The following is an 18,725-nucleotide window of genomic DNA, read 5'->3' on the forward strand; positions in this document are numbered from 1 at the left end:
GATAGAATAAACCTAGAACAAAGAAAATTATTAAAATTACTCGCATGATATTTTATTTCTATTTACCTACCGGATAGCTTCTACTTTGTTTTTACTTAGAACAATTTTTTCTACTTTAATAATCTATCCACCACACCCGGGTACGCTTGTATTTACATTCGGGTAGCTTTTCTAATATATATACGTATTCGAAAATTTCATTAAAAGTTTCAATGAATAGGTTTTTTTCATCGCTAACTTCAAGAAAATTTTTCTTAGCCTCAGTGTAAAGATTACTAACTGTTGAAAATTCTATAAGCTGAATTTTTTTGAAATCAATTGTATCGATTTTATTATATCGATTTATATCAAACAAATTTTCATCTATTATATAGTATAGATCCTCCCCTTTGCATATAATGGAATCTTTTTCAGGTTTGTATAACAGGTACTTTTCCTGAGATTTTCCTAAAAAAGGAAACATAAGTACTATAATAACTATTTTAATCACATGATTTGCTTCCATTATTTTTTTCATTGGTGATTATTTGCAAGATATTATGTTGTTCTGTTAAAGATAATTTTAAAACTGGCCTTTACTATACTTCTTTCGTATATAAAGAAGTGGTTTAAACTTTTTCTCATTAAATATACTTCCCCCCAATGGTTGGACAAAAAAAAATTAAAAATAAGTGAGATAATGTGTTTCTGTTTTATAAGCTTTTAGGTTGAGCCTAGGTTATATGCTATGTTCTGATTCCAAGTATTTCTTGATCCCCGAATGTAGATTAACTGCTAGAGAATGTTGCCACTCAAGCTGCTGGGTTATTATACGAACCTCCTTGAGCTGTTCTTGTATTTCAGAAGTTTCAACATCCAGGGCAGCTACGAGTTGAAGCCGCTCAAATGTCTCCTGTAAATAGATTTTGGCCTCCTCTAGATTTACTTTGGAGTAAACTGTGTTTTGTTGGTTTTTCAATAAGTTAAGACAGTGTGAGAGTTCGTTTTGAATGGCAAAACTATAGGTGTCAAAATATTTTGAAGCATCTGTAGTCTTGTGAATCTGTGTATAGGTTCCCAAGGAAGCTGTGGCTGATAAAAGTGAATTAAGCGTCACTACAATTGTGTAGATCTGATCCAAGTTTTGACGTTGCTTTTTAGGTTCCTGTGTCATGCGTTGAAAACCAGCATGTAGGTTGCCCATGGCAAGAAATGTCTCTTTTCTGCTGACCTTGTAGGAGGTTTTTAATTCAACCTTATTATGGTAGAATATGCGAACTTCCTCCAAATAGTTTTTATTTGCTTCAATGGCCTCCTCGATCAATGTTTTGAAGCTCTCCTTTTCCCAGGCAGGCCAAAGTAAAATATTGGCAATACTGGCCAGTGCAGCCCCAATAATCGTATCGGTAATTCTATACTCAATAATTTCAAGGGCATTGGGTGCTATCATCGCATAGATAAACACTATAGTCAAGGTTACAAAGGCTGCGGAGGCTTTGTAGTTTTGCTGAACCAAAGTGATGGAAAGTGTTAGTGCGATAAAGGTGATTACCATATAGACGATCATATTACCGGTCAGCAGCACAATGCCCATGGCCACCACCCCACCAATGAGTGTCCCTACGATTCGTTGTTTTGTTCTATCCTTTGTCAACACATAGCCAGGACGCATAATCACAATGATGGTAAGCATGATCCAATACGCATTCTGAATCTCAAAGTATACACCGATCAGGTAACCCGCCAGGACGGTAAAGACCAACCGCAGGGAGTGTTTAAATATGGGGGATTTTAAACTTAGGTTTTCTAATAATAATTTAGGACTGTAATCCTGAGCAGTGATAAATTTCTCATGATCCCTTTGATTAATTTCAAGGGTGTTTTTAGTATTGGTGCTTCTGAGGATAGCCCCTACTAATTTTATTTTTTTGTATTGGTTTTGGACGTAATCTAAAACGTATTTTAATTGTAGAGCTTCGTTGTGGGCTTGTTCATTATCACTTGCGTTCTCGAAGGATTTTACTGCATTTTTCGCCTGGCTAATCAATTGTTCTGCTTGTTGCAAGGAGGACCTTTGTGCTGTTTTGTCAGGAGCGTTACCGGCCATCAAAAGCAAGTTATCCGCAATAGCATTCATCGCTAATGCAATTTGAGCAGTAACGGCTTTAAATCTCTCGCTGCCGGAATCATAATTTTTATATCGATATGGATTGGCTACTGCAAATTCATGAATATCGATAAGCTCAATAAAAAGTAACAACTGTCTCCTTTTGGAGTACATGCCCCCGGAGCGTTGTCGCTGATGTAACAGGATTTCCCTCAGACTTTCATGTTTTTCATTGATCTCATTCTGTAAATTCAGATGTGTGCTAAGGGCTTCTCGACGATTTTTAGGATTGATTGCAGCTACTCTAGATTTTAAGTATTCTGCCGTGAGCTCCATACATTCATTGATTAAAACCTCGCTGTACTGCCGGGTTCTAAAGCTTCCGAATACAACGGCGAGTGTGATATACCACAAGCCTCCGAGAAGGATATAAAAGGCATTCAACCAAATCTCATCACCAGAAAGTGGTCGTGCAAAACTTATAACAATGGTCATAAGTCCTGAAAAAGCAATCAAGGATGCGCGGAATCCATAAATGGCGATATAGGCATTTAAAAAGACAAGCACTCCCAGGGTCACAAAAATCAAATAATCATTAATGGAAGTGTAGTGAATGATGTAAAAGTTAATCACCGCCAGAAGCGTAGAGGTCAGCATTCCGTACAAATGGTGCTTGTTGTTTCCCGGGATGTCACTTGCAGAGATAATAAGGACTCCACTAGCTACACCGATACCCATAGCCATATTGAAAAAATAGTAACAAATAGCTACAGCACTAAAGGCAGCGCTACTAATCAGTAAACCTTTTGTAAAGTTGTACGTTTTGGAAGTTTGAATGATTTTCAGAAACATAAAAACCTGATTGAATAGTGCAAAGTTAACTTTAATAGTTGAATGCTTTTAAAAATAGTACGAAGTATAATCTTAGTTTTTTGTATTTAAGTATCTTAGTAGTGAATTACTAAAGCAACTTTAATGGAAATAAAACATATTCCTAAATTTAGTGCCGCTTTCCTAATAGTATGTATGTTGTTAGGGAGTTGTCAAAACAAAGTAAAAGTTGATTTGATCCTCTTAAGTGGTAAAGTGTACACAGTAGACCAAAACATGAGCCAGGCAGAAGCAGTGGCAATAAAGGACGGTAAATTCGTAGCCGTTGGATCCAACGAAGAAATAAACAAGACCTATCAATCCAACGAAACCCTCAACCTGGAAGGTCGTCCGGTTTATCCTGGTTTTATAGATGGGCATTGTCACTTTTTTGGCCTTGGGCTGCAAGAACAAGAAGCGGATTTAGTGGGTACCAAAAGCTTTGAAGAACTGCTGGTGAGGCTTCAGAAATTTGCCGCGAACAATTCGAGTAAGTTTATCATCGGTCAGGGCTGGGATCAAAACGATTGGGAGGATTCTTCCTATCCCACAAAGGATGCTTTAGATTCACTTTTTCCAAAGACACCTGTAGTGCTTACTCGTATCGATGGACATGCAATACTCGTTAATCAAAAAGCTTTAGATCTAGCCGGGATTACCGGAGAGACCAAAGTTGAAGGAGGAGAAATTGTTCTTAAAGATGGGCAACCCACAGGAGTGCTGATCGACAATCCGATGGCAATGATACAAGAAGTTATTCCGCAACCCGATAGAGCCACTGCAGTCAAAGCTCTTTTAGATGCTCAAGAGCAGTGTTTTCAATATGGTTTAACCACGGTAAATGATGCAGGATTGCCGAAAGAAGTGATCTTGCTCGTCGATAGCCTTCAAAAAGCAGGAGTATTAGACATGCGTATGTACGCCATGATCAATAATACTTCCGGTGATTTGGATTATTTCTTAAATAGAGGAGTGATCAAAACTGATCGACTACATGTGCAATCGGTAAAAGCTTATGCTGACGGTGCACTTGGATCTAGAGGGGCAGCTTTAAAGGAACCCTATAGCGATCAGCACAATCATTTTGGGGCGATGGTTACTCCGGTGGAGGAGATTTATAAACTTTCAGAACGCTTGGCAGCGACGGACTACCAACTCAACACCCATGCCATTGGGGATTCCGCCAATGTTGTAGTTTTACGAGCTTATGAAAAAGCACTTGAGGGACACCAAGACAGACGTTGGAAGGTCGAACATGCTCAGATAGTAGACCAGGAAGATTTTCATTTTTTCTCCGATAATATCATTCCATCTGTACAGCCCACTCATGCCACCAGTGATATGTACTGGGCAGAGGACAGGTTAGGGCCAGAGCGAATCAAAGGAGCTTATGCCTATAAGAGTTTGTTGGAGCAAGCCGGGTTAATAGTTTTAGGTACTGATTTTCCAGTAGAATACGTCAGTCCGTTTTTGACATTTTATGCGGCCACGGCTCGTAAGGATGTGGAAGGTTATCCAGATTCCGGATTTCAAGCAGATGAGGCTTTAAGTAGAGAAGAGACCCTAAAAGGAATGACTATCTGGGCAGCCTATTCTAATTTTGAAGAAGATGAAAAAGGTAGCATTGAGGTAGGTAAGATGGCGGATTTTGTGATCCTGGATAAGGATATTATGACCATACCCCTAGAGGAGATTCCGGAAATGAAAGCCTACAAAACCTTTATAGCAGGTAAACAAGTCTATTGACCAAGATAATTGCAGGGGCTTTGAATTCGAATACCATCATCTAAAAAAATAAAACTAACACCATGCAGAACATCATTAAATTAGCCCTTCGGCTGTCAATTGCCGTGGGTTTTTTATCCGCAGTAGCTGATAGATTAGGAATGTGGAGTGAACAATTTTCAAGCTGGGGAACCTGGGAAGCATTTCTAGATTACACAGCTTTGATAAGTCCATGGATTCCTGAGTCAATGATACCCGCGGTTGGCTTTACAGCGACCGTATTGGAAGTCGTATTTGCAGTTTTTCTACTCATCGGTTTTAAAATTTCACTGTTTGCAAAACTAAGTGGTTGCTTATTGCTCGTTTTTGCGCTTTCGATGAGTTTCTCCACCGGAATTAAATTTGCCTTTGATTATTCTGTATTTACCGCTGCTGCTGCTGCATTTGCGCTCAGTACCATGAAGACAAAATATTTAGAAGTGGACTCCTTGATTACCAAATCATAGGGTATTACCTAGTGAAAGGTGTAAAGCGAAAGTGTTTTAAGTCCTCCATCAAAGAAATGAGAACAAAAAAAGAGCAAAGCACCTTCTAAGTTGCTTTGCTCTTTTTAATTCGTAATTGACCGATACGGTCCATTATTTTTAATATTCGTAGGACAACGGAATTGCTACTCGAGTAGTATCCCACCCCATAACCAATTGGGCACCTGAATCTCCATTAGGAGCAAAGGTGATAGAGAAGGCTTCAAGGCTTTCTTCTCCAGTTGATGGTTTAACTGTAATTCGTAGAGCATCATTGGAAGGGTTATAGGAATAAGCACCCCATACATCCAGATCTTTACTTAAGATAATAGTCCACTCATCCTTACCCGGAATGCTGAACAAACTATAAGTTCCTGCTTCAATAGTCTTGTCACCAAAAACAGTGTTTTGATAAAATTTAATTTCTGTAGCTTCATTAGCACCGGTTCTCCAAACTTCACCATAAGGCGCTAAATCGATACCTACGGTTCTGTCTTTTAATTGTGGTCGGCTGTAAATTACCTTAACTAGTGGTGCTGCATTTTTTTCTGGTCGGAAATACGCAATGTCAGCTGGGCTTTTGTCAATTCCACTAAACTTTTGAGCTTGAAGATCTGCTCCAAAAATCATAGCGAGGACAAAAAGGCTTGCAATAATGGTTTTTTTCATACTGGGTCGTTGTTTGTTATTAATTGAACATTAGGATTTAAAATACTTTCAAACTTAATTATATTGTGGCAAAAACAGCAGAGAACTTACATTTTATTAATAGGAATATTAATTTTTTTTAGGATTTATTTCATTTATAACTTAATGGGCGTTTTTTTGTTTCAAATTGAAAGCTATATTGGTATTTTAGTTTTTATATTGAAACAATTGCATCAATTTTGCCTTATCAATTATTATAAGAGAATCATCAAAATATAAAAATATAAAGCTATGTGTGGAATTGTATGCGCATTTGATTTAAAAGAAAGTGCAGAGGACTTAAGGCCTCAGTTGTTAGAGATGTCTAAAAAAGTCCGTCACAGAGGACCAGATTGGAGTGGTATTTACAGCGATGAAAAAGCAATACTGGCACACGAGCGTTTAGCGATTGTCGATCCCGCTTCTGGAAAACAACCTTTGTTAAGTGCAGATGGTAAGCTTGTTTTGGCAGCAAATGGTGAGATATACAACCACCGTGAGCTTCGCAAAAGATTTGAAGGATCTTACGATTTTAAAACGGAGTCAGACTGTGAGGTTATCTTGGCACTATATAGAGAAAAAGGTGTTGACTTTATCGATGAGATGAACGGAATATTTGGTTTCGCGATCTATGATGTTGACAAGGATGAGTACTTTGTGGCAAGAGACCATATGGGGATTATTCCATTATATATAGGATGGGATCAAAACGGAACTTTCTATGTAGCTTCTGAACTAAAAGCCTTGGAAGGCGTATGTACTAAAATTGAATTATTTCCTCCAGGTCATTACCTTCATAGCTCAGAGGGTCAATTCAAAAAATGGTATAGCAGAGAATGGACTGAATTCGATGCGGTTAAGGACAACCAAACTAGCATAGATGAAATAAAAGAAGCTCTGGAGGCTGCAGTACATAGACAATTAATGTCTGACGTGCCTTACGGAGTGTTGCTTTCAGGTGGATTGGATTCCTCAGTAACCTCTGCCATTGCAAAAAGATATGCTGAAAAAAGAATTGAATCTGATGATTCTGCAGAAGCTTGGTGGCCAAGACTGCATTCTTTCTCAGTAGGACTAGAAGGGTCTCCGGATTTAGCAGCAGCTCAGAAAGTTGCGGATCATATTGGAACTGTTCACCACGAGATCAAATTCACTATCCAAGAAGGATTGGATGCTATTAAAGATGTGATCTATAACCTAGAAACATACGATATTACTACCATCAGAGCTTCAACGCCTATGTATTTGATGGCACGTGTTATCAAATCCATGGGGATTAAGATGGTGCTGTCGGGAGAAGGAGCTGATGAGTTGTTTGGAGGGTATTTATATTTCCACAAAGCACCTAACGCTAGAGAGTTTCATGAAGAAACTGTTCGCAAATTGAGTAAGCTTCATATGTATGACTGTTTGCGTGCCAACAAATCTTTGGCAGCTTGGGGTATCGAAGGCAGGGTTCCGTTTTTGGATAAAGAATTCATGGACGTAGCTATGCGAATCAACCCAGAGGATAAAATGATCAACGGGGAGCGTATGGAGAAATGGGTGGTACGTAAAGCCTTTGAATCCTATTTACCTGAGAGTGTTGCCTGGAGACAGAAAGAACAGTTTTCTGATGGTGTAGGATACAGCTGGATCGATACCCTAAAAGAAATGGTGAACCAGGAGGTGAGTGATGAACAATTGGCAAACGCTAAATTCCGTTTCCCGATTCAAACACCAACTTCAAAAGAAGAATTTTATTACCGTTCTATCTTTCACGAACACTTCCCGTCGGATGCCGCAGCTTTATGCGTGCCACAAGAAGCATCAGTAGCTTGTAGTACTCAGATTGCTTTGGAGTGGGATGAGGCGTTTAAGAATATGAACGATCCGTCTGGTAGAGCAGTTGCAAAAGTGCATACCCAGGCTTACGAAAACTAAAAAATTGCTTTTTATATACAAAAACTTTGGTTTAAAAACTCGGAAACCTCGCATTAGCGGGGTTTTTGTATTTTAGGCTATTGGTGAATCAATTGATCCGTACTGATATGTGGTTTAAGGGTGTTTTAAAGCGATTTAAGCGACTTTCTAGAAATTAACATTTGTTGATAAGTTTCGATCCTGATACGGCAAATGCTTTTATTTGAGCCTTAATTTTCGTATATTTGTAGGTATTCCAAACAATACGATCCAAGCGTTTTTTTGATGTTTGGAGTTACTTAAATTAGCATAGAAGGAAAGGTTTGAATAAGGTTTTTGACAACTAAACTTTAAGCTTCTTATTGAATAATTTGAAAGGAAAATTTATGAGTGAAGAATTGAATAAACAAAATTATTCGGCCGATAGTATTCAGGCCTTAGAAGGAATGGAGCACGTTCGTATGCGTCCATCGATGTACATTGGAGATGTTGGTACAAGAGGATTGCATCACTTGGTTTATGAGGTGGTTGATAACTCCATCGATGAGGCCATGGCCGGACATTGTGATACCATTAACGTCACTATTAACGAAGATAATTCTGTTACTGTTGTCGATAATGGTCGAGGTATTCCTGTAGACCTTCATAAAAAAGAAGGGATTTCAGCTCTAGAGGTTGTAATGACCAAAATTGGAGCTGGAGGTAAATTTGACAAAGATTCATATAAAGTCTCCGGAGGATTACACGGAGTAGGGGTTTCCTGTGTGAATGCACTTTCTGAATCCCTTACGGCAACTGTATATCGCGAAGGAAAAATATGGGAGCAAACCTACTCAAAAGGTAAGGCGCTCCACCCTGTAAAATCAATAGGTGAAACAGATGATAGAGGTACCATGGTAACCTTTAGACCTGACAGTACGATTTTTACACAAATCACGGAGTATAACTACGATACTTTGGCAAGTCGTTTGCGTGAACTCTCCTTTCTAAATAAAGGGATAACGCTTACCCTTACCGATAAACGCCAAAAGGATGAGAATGGAGAAGATGTATCTGAACGTTTCTACTCTGATGAAGGATTAAAAGAATTTGTTCGTTACTTAGATGGAACTAGAGATTCTTTGATTCGTGAGGTGATCTACATGGAAGGAGAGAAAAACGATATCCCTGTAGAGGTAGCTATGGTTTACAACACTTCTTTTAACGAAAACCTGCATTCGTATGTCAACAACATTAATACACATGAAGGAGGTACTCACCTTTCTGGATTTAGAAGAGGTTTGACCACTACGCTTAAGAAGTATGCAGATGCATCAGGGATGTTAGACAAACTTAAGTTTGAGATTGCCGGAGATGACTTTAGAGAAGGTTTGACCGCTATTGTTTCCGTAAAGGTTGCTGAGCCTCAGTTTGAAGGTCAGACAAAAACCAAATTAGGAAACAGAGAGGTTACCGCAGCGGTTTCTCAGGCGGTGTCCGAGATGTTGGAGAACTATCTTGAGGAACATCCGGATGATGCCAGAACCATAGTGCAAAAGGTAATTCTTGCTGCTCAGGCCAGACATGCTGCTCGTAAGGCTCGTGAGATGGTACAAAGAAAAACTGTAATGAGTGGTGGAGGACTACCCGGTAAACTATCTGACTGTTCAGAGCAAGACCCGGCCATATGTGAAATATTCCTAGTGGAGGGAGATTCGGCAGGTGGAACCGCCAAACAAGGTAGGGACCGTAACTTTCAAGCAATTTTACCACTAAGAGGTAAGATATTGAATGTTGAGAAAGCCATGCAACATAAAGTTTTTGAAAACGAAGAGATCCGAAACATCTTTACAGCCTTTGGAGTAACCATTGGAACAGAAGAGGATAGTAAGGCGCTTAATCTAGATAAATTACGTTATCATAAAGTCGTAATTATGTGTGATGCGGACGTCGACGGGTCGCATATTGCAACCTTAATTCTAACGTTCTTCTTCCGTTATATGAAAGAACTTATTGAGAATGGTTACATCTATATCGCGACACCACCTTTATACCTTGTTAAAAAAGGAAACAAAAAAGAGTATGCGTGGAACGATAAAGAACGTGATGAGCTTAACGAAGAATTCGGAGGTAGCGCAACGATTCAGCGATACAAAGGTCTTGGAGAGATGAACGCAGAACAACTTTGGGATACCACAATGAACCCGGAGCACAGAACCCTTCGTCGGGTGACTATCGATAGCGGTAGTGAAGCGGATCGTATCTTCTCAATGTTAATGGGAGATGAGGTTCCACCACGTAGAGAATTTATTGAAAAGAATGCTGTTTACGCTAAGATTGATGCATAAGTATTAGGCTGTACAAAACAGTTTATAAATAACAAACCCGACACTCTATATAAGTTGTCGGGTTTGTTATTTAATACAATTAAAGGTAAAATATCTTAGTTTTCCTTTTTAAAACTTTGTTGAGGTCCTAGATAGGATTGTTTAAGGCCGCCGGTGTCGATAACAATCTTCTGAAGTACCAATCCACTATCCACTGCATAATAATACAGCTGATGGTTTCCAGGATGATCAATTTGAAGTGTGGTGGTGATCACTTTGATGTTATTGGCTACAGACCGCTGCCAAGCAGGGTGAGACTTATCCTCGTGGAAGTTTACTAACTGAGGAGTTTGATCATCCAGGCCTATTCCAAATTTAAGCCCATCTCTATCAGTGTAATTTTGAGTAGGCGAGAAGTAGAGTTGTACGTTGACCTCACCTTTGGAAAAACTGTGAAAATCATAGCCTAATCTCGGTGAGGTTTCAGAAATCTCTAGTGATGCTATTTTTACAGGACTAATGGTAACCCCGGCACTGGTTTTACCTAAATTATCAATGACCTGCCACTTAAAGGGATCATTTGTTACAGCATCTGAATAGTTTTCTGCCTGAATAGATACCACACCATTTTCTTCGATAAAGCCTTTGGCGTTTTTTAAATCACTGTGATTGATAGGAAGCTTTACTGTAATTTTCTGTCCCTCTGCTTCGATGGTCAAGTTTGTGAAATATTGGCCCTGAGGAGCTTTTTTCCAATCTACATCAAACTCAATATTTTTAAGCTCTTCAACCTTTCCTTTGCTATGAGAAACATCTAACCATGAATCAGAGGTCTTAATACGGAATTTATAAGCCTTTTGGCCTGAATTAAACAATTGTATCTGTGGAGCGATAGGATTAAAGGAGCTCAATTGTGGTAAAACAAGTGTGTCCTTGCTTTCAGGATACCACTGTGTAGAACCGCTAATACTCACACCTACCTTTGCTGCTTTTTGTAATTCAACATACTGAACCTCCGGCATTATATTGTGTCTAGGCTCTTGCCAAGAAGTGTAGCCAATATGCGTTTGTGACATCATATGGTTCCATTTGCCATCTGATAGCGCAGTGTGGTAATAATTGGTAAGCAAAGAGTCTTCTTTAAAATAGGTCTTTACTTTATCCGCATAAACATTAGCCATCGCTCTTCCCTGTGAGGTATATAGTTTGTTTTTGGCAGCAGCAATGTATAGCTTATTCAGATTAGCACTGGCTACTACGGGAAACTGTACTAATTGATAATAGGCGTCCTGGTAGGACTCTGGAATTTGCTGTGCTACTTCTAAAGTTTTTTCAACTAGGACATCAAATTCTTTTAAAATTCGGTCTGCCTCCTTATAATGCTTTAGACTATAGGTGGATGGACTCAGAAGTTCATGCTTTCTTCGAGCGTTGTATTTGGTATATTTTTTAAGGATGTTCGCAATAGCTTCACCCTGTGAGGATCCAAAAGTATCTTCTGCCCACTTCTGATAATACGAAGCTACTTTTTTTGGAGTCCATTTGCTTGGACTCCAGGCGTAATCTAAAAAGAAACTAATCGGAAATTCCATGGGTTTGATATCACCAACATTGACTACCCAAAGCTTCTTAGCTCCATATTGATAGGCGAGATTCATTTGTTCCCAAACCCTTTCAATTTGATTGGTGTTCATCCATTTGTAATTTCTGGGTCCACCGACATAATCGAAGTGGTAGTATATTCCGTAACCTCCTTTTCGGGGCTGCGCATTGAGATAAGGGAGTTTTCTGATGTTCCCCCAGTTGTCGTCACAAAGAAGTAGGGTGATGTCTTGCGGGACACGCATTCCTTGATCGTAATAGTCTTGTACTTCTTTGTACAGAGCCCACATTTGTGGCGTTTCAGCACTTGGTTTATGGGTAACCTCAGTGATAATTTCTCGCTGTCTATCTACGATTTTTTCTAAAAGTTCTATGGCGGTTCCTTCGGTCATCGGTTCATCACCATCACCTCGCATACCAACGCTAACAATGGTTTCTGTGGAATTCATTCGCTGCATTCCTTCCCTCCAAAACCCTTCTAAGTTTTCGGCATTCTTGGTGTAATCCCACGGCCCCTCTCCGAATTTCTGCCACTCGGCGTGTGCACGCCCCAAGGGTTCGTGATGCGAGGTTCCTACGACTATGCCATAAAGATCTGCCATGGCCTTATTTTTAGGGTCGTCGACATAAAACATCCGCCCCCACATGGCTGGCCAAATGAAGTTTCCTTTGAGACGTAAAATCATTTGGAATACCTTTTCGTAAAACTCAGCATTGAACTTTCCATAATGTTCTCCTACCCAACCTGAGAGGGCTGGAGCCTCATCATTGATAAAGATCCCTCTGTACTGAATCTCCGGTTCTCCCATGGTATGAATACCGGGGGTGACATAAAGACTTTGATGTTTCTTTGACGGGACGTCCGACCAGAAATGCCATGGAGAGATTCCTATTTGTGTCGATAGATCGTAAAGTCCATAAATAGTACCCCTTTTATCGGAACCTACAATTACCAAGGCACTTTCAATTTCTGCTGTGGGATTGGGTACAATTGTAGTGATGAACTTTTCCCATTTTCCTGTTAAGGAAGTCTGGTCTATTTTGCCTTCTTCTATCAGTTTATCGATTAGAGCACTTTTCCCTAGGGTTCCTACAATAATGGGAGGAGTGTTTAGATTTGCAACCGAATTTAAGAGCTTAGGAGCGACTCCACTTACTTTTTCAATATCACCTTGTAATTCAAGGGCGACTTTCTGAACCCCAGGATAATCTGTTTCGCTAATTACCATCGGTGCTGCCATCTCTTGATCTACGATTGTAAATCCACCTTCTATGGGTTGATGCGTTACATAGGATTGCTGCGCGTAGGTGTGGAGACCTGGTAGGAACAGTCCTAAAAATATCAAATAAATAAATCTGCTTCTAGCTTTCATTGGATTGGTTTAAATTATAAAGAATGCCCTGTTCAAGTCCTCTGAGTTCTGCCAGGCCTTTGAGCCTTCCTATTAGAGAATAACCGGGATAGTGTGTGATGTCCTTGTCCCTATTATGCATAAATCCATGATCTGGTCGCATAGGGATGGATAGTTTTCGCTGCTGCATTAAAAGTACCAATTTCTCCATAATTTCATTAATGGAATTGGAACCTTCTAAATGAGGTGATTCTCTAAAAATATGTTCCCCGTCTCGTTGTACGTTCCGCAAGTGAAGAAAGTGAATTCGATCACCGAAACGGTTGATTATAGCAGTTAAATCATTTTTGGGATCTGCACCCAGGGAGCCGGTGCAATAACAAAGACCATTGTTGAGTTCCGGTACGGCGCTAAAGATACGCTCTAAGTCCTCTTGAGTGCTTACAACTCTTGGTAGTCCAAGTACTGAAAACGGAGGGTCATCCGGATGGATAGCTAATTGAACACCACAAGCTGATGCTACCGGAACGATTTCCTTTAAAAAGGCTATAAGATTTTCTTGTAAATGGCTTGCCGTAATGTCTTTAAACCCTTGGAGTAATTCTAAGAGTTTGTCAGCGGTGAAGTTTTCTGAACTTCCCGGTAAACCCAACAGCACATTTTTAAATAGGCGATCGCGCTCCGGCTCACTAAGAGATGAACCTAATGCTTCAGCATCCGCTAATTCTTGTTTGGTATATTCGTTTTTGGAACCCGGCCGTTTTAATAAAAAAACATCAAAATAAATAAAGTAAAGACGGTGGTAGCCAAGAGCCGAACTACCATCTGGATTTTGGTAATGGTGGTTGGTGCGAACCCAATCCAATACCGGCATAAAATTGTAGGTAACTATTTTTATCCCAGCCGCTGCCAGATTTAGGATACTTTGTTTGTAATTCTCTATATAGGTTTGAAAGTTTCCGACCTTGCGTTGAATGTCAGGATGCACGGGTATGCTTTCTACCACCGACCACTGAAGTCCTGCTTCCTGAATCATTTGTTGTCGCTTTTTAATGTCCTCCATACTCCAAAGTTCCCCTGTGGGGATTTGGTGAAGTGCAGTAACGATACCTTCAGCGCCGCTTTGGCGAATATCTGCGAGTGTGGTGCTGTCCTGTGGGCCAAACCATCGCATGGTCTGTAGCATTTTAAACATAGGTTTGTTTTTAAAATCCAATACTGTTTCCTCCATCAACCGGCAATATTACGCCATTGGTATATTTTGCCTGATCACTAACTAAGTGCAAAATGGCCTCAGCCACATCCTCGGGTTCTCCAAGCCTTCCCATAGGAGTACGGGAGAGTACTTTTTCTTTGCGCTGCGGATCACTGTCCAAGGCCTTTGAAGACATATTGGTTTCTATAAAACCTGGAGCAACACAATTTACGCGAATGCCAAATTGTGAAAGATCCACTGCCATGGCACGAGTCATTCCTTCGATTGCGGTTTTACTGGCCGTATAGGCGATTACTTTTGGAATGCCATATTGTGCAGCCATAGAACTGATGTTGACGATATTTCCGAAGCCTTGGAGTTTCATTTGTTTTACAACTTCTCTGCTGATTGCAAACACGCTGAGAACATTGGTATGTATGATTTGACTGAACTCTGCATCAGTGACCTCCCAAAATTCCTTTTTCATATTAATCCCTGCATTGTTGATCAGTATATCAATATGCCCGGCTTCTTCGTAAATTTCGCGAACTAGACTTGGAATTTTATCAATGTCGTTTAAGTCAAAGATTACTGGGCGAGAAAGAGAACCTAGCTCCTGGCATGCCTGTGTGGTTTTTTCTCGGTTGCGACCGATGATATAGGTGATAATACCCTTGTCACAAAACTTCTTTGCAGTGGCAAATCCGAGGCCGGAATTACCTCCTGTTATTATAGCAATTTTATCATTCATGTAAGTATTTTTTTAGTGTCTTTACGGTTATATGCCTGGGGCATATGGGTGTTTTAGTGATTTGTAATAGTCAAGGGAATGCTCTGGCTTTTCCATGCCTTCTGGAAATGGTAACTTAGAATACTGGTGAAAGTATTGCATACAAGCATCTTTCCACCAAATTGCCTCCTGAAGTTGTATGTCTAAAAGCATACGAACCTCCTTGTGAGAAAGAGCATCAACATAAGGGCTCATCTGTTCCCAAACCTTTAGCATGTCTCTGACTTGATCTACTCCTTTTTGATAGTGCAGCCCTATTGAATTCCAGAGGGTTTGGCCATCGGAAAGGGTGTAATCCCAAGGGAGGTGATGAAACCATAAGAGTAAGTTTTCAGGACACTGGTCAAGTTGCTCAAAACGCTGTGCAACCGGATCCGCGTATTGTAATACGGCGCCACTTCCTTTTTGAGTTCGGTCAAATCCGATACCATTAGCATCCGTCTTGTGGTAGTAGGTGGGATTCCACTCGGGTCTAGCCAACTCAGATACCCAAGGACCCGGTCCATAATGATGGTTTGTATCCATGATATGATGTAAGCCTAGAGGGGTCATGTAATTTACAACGGCCTCTCTGGATTCTATTAGTAAATCTGTCATGGGTTCAACAAATGCTTCCTCGTTGGAGTAGGTGCTACGCAGCCACTGCTCAGCGATCACCTCTGCGTTTAAATACGGATTCCACGCCAATCTTCCATAACCATACCAATTCGCTTGGGCAAATGGATGCCCTGTCCAATTCAAATCACTTCCTATATTTGAAACCCCGGAGATCGCGGTTATTTTATGATTGTCAAGGCTTCCGTCTATCACCTTTGCAACCAAGGATCCTTTACCTTGTTGGTAGGTGTCTGCCTGTAATACTTCTTCAAAGAGTTTTGGTAAGAAAACCAAATGTGTGCTAAACCCTAAGTACTCCTGAGTGATCTGGAATTCCATAGCCAAGGCAGTCTTTGGCATGGCGCCAAAAATAGGGTGAAAAGGCTCCCTAGGCTGAAAGTCAATTGGACCGTTTTTAACCTGTATAATGACATTTTCTTTAAAGTCTCCATCCATGGGTACAAATTCAGAATAGGCTTGTTTCGCTCTATCTGAAGCGTCATGTTCGGAGTATACGAAGGCACGCCATAGCACCACTCCATTATGTGGAGCAAGTGCCTCCGCCATCATATTTGCACCATCAACATGGGTACGTCCATAGTTTTGTGGCCCCGGTTGTCCTTCTGAATTTGCTTTGACCAAGAATCCTCCAAAGTCCGGTATTTTAGCATAGACACTATCAATCTTAGTCTTCCACCATTGCTGTACCTCTGGATCCAAGGGATCGGCAGTTGACAACTGTCCGATTTCTATAGGCGCAGAGAAACGTGCGGTAAGGTATACCTTAACACCATAAGGACGAAACGTATCTGCTAGAGCCGCAACCTTATCGATATAGCCTGGTGTTAGTAGCCATGCATTGGCATTGACATTGGTCAGCACGGTTCCATTGATTCCAATGGAAGCATTGGCTCTGGCATAGTCGATATAACGCTGATCGATATAGGTTGGTAGTTTTTGCCATTTCCACAAAGATTTGCCTGCGTAACCTCGTTCAACTGTTCCATCCAAATTATCCCAATGGTTTAGGATTCTCAAATCTATTTTTGGACCATCTAACAGGGTTAATTTATCAATGGATTGCTGGGTCTGCAGCAACCTTAAAAAATTGAAAACTCCGTACAAGACCCCAATATCCTCCTTAGCTGTGATAATGGTGTTCCCTGAGACATGACCAATATAAAAGCCATCTTCAGGAATTGTAATTTTTCTTAAGTTCTTTTGAATCTTTTGATCTAGTGCATCAAATTTAGAGACGATAAGGGTTCCTTTACTCGAGGCCGTAGCTGAAAATTCAGTAGTGGTGCCCAATAAGGCATCAAGCCCCAATTTTAATTCTTCTCTCGCAACATCCAGTGTTTCGCTTTTCGCAGGAAAGTAAACAGATTGAATTTGATTTTGGTAATCGTTTAAAAGAGAAGCATCGCTTATTTTTTTATAATCGAGCCAAAGACCATAACCGCTTTGAGAAACCGCTGTTGTGCAATATCCCAGCAAAACCAGGCATACTAAAATGCGCTTGTAGTGCAGCAATACATTTATTTTCATATCGAAATCGATTGTTTTTTATTGGTTGACTATAATGATGGAGTAAAATAAGGGAAAAATCGTAAATAAACAAAATATTTATGCAACCGATTGCGTTAAATTATTTTAAATTTAACTCACGTTGTTCAAAATATGAAACACTACCTAGACGGGTCACTTTTTATCAGAGGAGGCGCGTTGAATGATTTCGGTGCTCAAAACTGTGATTTCTGATACTTCTTCATCGTGATTCTTAGAAGAATGATTGAGGATGCGCTTTGCTGCAATTTTTCCCATTTTTAAAGCAGGATGCGATATGGTGGACAAGGCAGGTTCTACGATGGAGGAGATGGGGTCGTCATTAAAACCGATGACTGCCAACTCTTCAGGTATTTTCACCCCTTTTTTCTTTGCACATAAAATCGCACTAACCGCCGCAGTGTCATTGGAAGAAAAGATTCCATCCGGTGGATTGGGGAGTTTGAGTAATTTTTTGGTTGCCTTTTCGCCTTCTTCAAAACTCAGGGTTTTGAAGTGAATGATAAGCTGTTCGTCTACTTCAATATTGTGTTCTTTCAGGGCGTCTAGATAGCCCTTTTTTCGCTCCTCATATACATTTCTGTGCTGAGCGCCTGCAAAGTGTGCGATACGCCTACAGCCTTTTTCGATAAGGTGCTTTGTAGCGTTATAACCGGCACTGTAATTATCAATAATGACCTTATAGGTGTTGAACCCTAGAGGAACCCTATCTACGAAAACCAATGGAATTCCTTGATTGATAAAGGGTTTAAAGTGATCCATGTTTACGGTCTCCATCGAAAGAGAAACAATAAGTCCGCTGATTCTACTGTCGTATAAGGCTTTTAGATTGCTAACCTCATTTTCGTATTTATCATCACTCTGACTGATAATTACGTTAAAGCCTGATTTTCTGGCAGTTTCTTCGATACCGCTGATCAAGGTAGACATGAAAGGTCTATTAATCCTTGAAATGGAAATTCCTATGGTGTTGCTCTTGTTGTTTCGTAGACCTGCGGCTAAGGTATTGGGTCTGTACCCCATTTTTTCCGCTTGTTCCTTGACTTTTTTAATGGTCTTAGGACTAATGCTTTTGTGGTTGTTTAGGGCGCGGGAGATTGTGGAAGGGGAATAGTTGAGCTCTTTAGCAAGGTCGTATATGGTAATCTCTTTCTTCACTTGTACAATCTTTTACGTTGGTTTTCAATACCCGCAAAGTGATAATATCTTATGGTAATCAATCCGGTCAAAGCGATAGAAACCCTAGGGTCACCGATGTTACCGCCTGGTTTGATCAATACATATTACAGCTTGCTTTATGTTTTTAAATATAACTTATGGTAATGCATTTAAAAAGGTCTATGGTCATATGGTGACATTTTAATGCAACCGATTCCGTAGTGCATATTTAAAAAACCAAATGTAGTAAAAATTTATGTTTCTAAATTAAATAGTTCCCATCAAAAGGCTGAAATAGTATATTTTAGTTTATTCTACTACGCCAAGTTGACCATTTAAGCTAGTAGATTTACTTCCTGTTAGAG

General features: G+C 40.1%; 12 protein-coding genes. 4 read left to right on the plus strand and 8 right to left on the minus strand.

Going from position 1 to position 18,725, the window contains the following annotated elements; all coding sequences use genetic code 11:
- Positions 1-115 precede the first annotated feature (115 nt).
- Together ACN0TV_RS00675 and ACN0TV_RS00680 are read right to left on the minus strand one after the other, a co-directional pair.
- Complete coding sequence (locus ACN0TV_RS00675; protein ID WP_417359100.1) at positions 116-517, minus strand: hypothetical protein; 402 nt, start codon at positions 515-517, stop codon at positions 116-118.
- A 201-nt stretch (positions 518-718) separates the two neighbouring features.
- On the minus strand, positions 719-2,938 hold the full coding sequence (locus ACN0TV_RS00680) for an FUSC family protein (RefSeq protein WP_417359102.1): 2,220 nt from the start codon (positions 2,936-2,938) through the stop codon (positions 719-721).
- Positions 2,939-3,061: 123 nt separating this feature from the next.
- On the opposite strand from ACN0TV_RS00680, the gene ACN0TV_RS00685 reads away from it, so the two are divergent.
- Both ACN0TV_RS00685 and ACN0TV_RS00690 read left to right on the plus strand, forming a co-directional pair.
- Positions 3,062-4,702: an amidohydrolase gene (locus ACN0TV_RS00685; RefSeq protein ID WP_417359104.1), complete on the plus strand. Its 1,641-nt coding sequence runs from the start codon at positions 3,062-3,064 to the stop codon at positions 4,700-4,702.
- 62 nt (positions 4,703-4,764) lie between these two features.
- Positions 4,765-5,187, plus strand: coding sequence for a DoxX family protein (locus ACN0TV_RS00690; RefSeq protein ID WP_417359106.1), 423 nt, complete (start codon positions 4,765-4,767; stop codon positions 5,185-5,187).
- A gap of 138 nt (positions 5,188-5,325) precedes the next feature.
- On the opposite strand, the gene ACN0TV_RS00695 is transcribed toward ACN0TV_RS00690, so the two are convergent.
- Positions 5,326-5,874, minus strand: coding sequence for a DUF2911 domain-containing protein (locus ACN0TV_RS00695; RefSeq protein WP_417359108.1), 549 nt, complete (start codon positions 5,872-5,874; stop codon positions 5,326-5,328).
- A gap of 270 nt (positions 5,875-6,144) precedes the next feature.
- On the opposite strand from ACN0TV_RS00695, the gene asnB reads away from it, so the two are divergent.
- Positions 6,145-7,815, plus strand: a complete 1,671-nt coding sequence (asnB, locus tag ACN0TV_RS00700) for an asparagine synthase B (protein WP_417359109.1) — start codon at positions 6,145-6,147, stop codon at positions 7,813-7,815.
- Positions 7,816-8,180: 365 nt separating this feature from the next.
- Positions 8,181-10,121 (plus strand): DNA topoisomerase (ATP-hydrolyzing) subunit B, encoded by a 1,941-nt coding sequence (gene gyrB / locus ACN0TV_RS00705; protein ID WP_417359111.1) that lies wholly within the window; start codon positions 8,181-8,183, stop codon positions 10,119-10,121.
- A gap of 95 nt (positions 10,122-10,216) precedes the next feature.
- Here the strand turns inward: gyrB and ACN0TV_RS00710 are convergent, their stop codons facing one another.
- The 5 genes from ACN0TV_RS00710 to ACN0TV_RS00730 form a co-directional block, all read right to left on the minus strand.
- Positions 10,217-13,075 (minus strand): glycosyl hydrolase 115 family protein, encoded by a 2,859-nt coding sequence (locus ACN0TV_RS00710; RefSeq protein ID WP_417359113.1) that lies wholly within the window; start codon positions 13,073-13,075, stop codon positions 10,217-10,219.
- The gene (gene uxuA, locus ACN0TV_RS00715; RefSeq protein ID WP_417359115.1) at positions 13,065-14,285 is read right to left on the minus strand and encodes a mannonate dehydratase; all 1,221 of its coding nucleotides are present in this window, start codon (positions 14,283-14,285) and stop codon (positions 13,065-13,067) included. The genes ACN0TV_RS00710 and uxuA overlap by 11 nt, the downstream gene beginning before the upstream one ends.
- Positions 14,260-15,000, minus strand: a complete 741-nt coding sequence (locus tag ACN0TV_RS00720; protein ID WP_417359117.1) for an SDR family NAD(P)-dependent oxidoreductase — start codon at positions 14,998-15,000, stop codon at positions 14,260-14,262. Before ACN0TV_RS00720 ends, uxuA begins: the two co-directional genes overlap by 26 nt.
- A 27-nt stretch (positions 15,001-15,027) precedes the next feature.
- Entirely contained in the window at positions 15,028-17,184 is a 2,157-nt protein-coding gene (locus tag ACN0TV_RS00725; protein ID WP_417359119.1) for an alpha-glucuronidase family glycosyl hydrolase, read from the minus strand.
- Between the two features lie 153 nt (positions 17,185-17,337).
- Positions 17,338-18,360: a LacI family DNA-binding transcriptional regulator gene (locus tag ACN0TV_RS00730; RefSeq protein WP_417359121.1), complete on the minus strand. Its 1,023-nt coding sequence runs from the start codon at positions 18,358-18,360 to the stop codon at positions 17,338-17,340.
- Between the last annotated feature and the right edge of the window lie 365 nt (positions 18,361-18,725).

Origin of the sequence: Galbibacter sp., assembly GCF_048266365.1 — a bacterium.
Classification (GTDB): domain Bacteria; phylum Bacteroidota; class Bacteroidia; order Flavobacteriales; family Flavobacteriaceae; genus Galbibacter.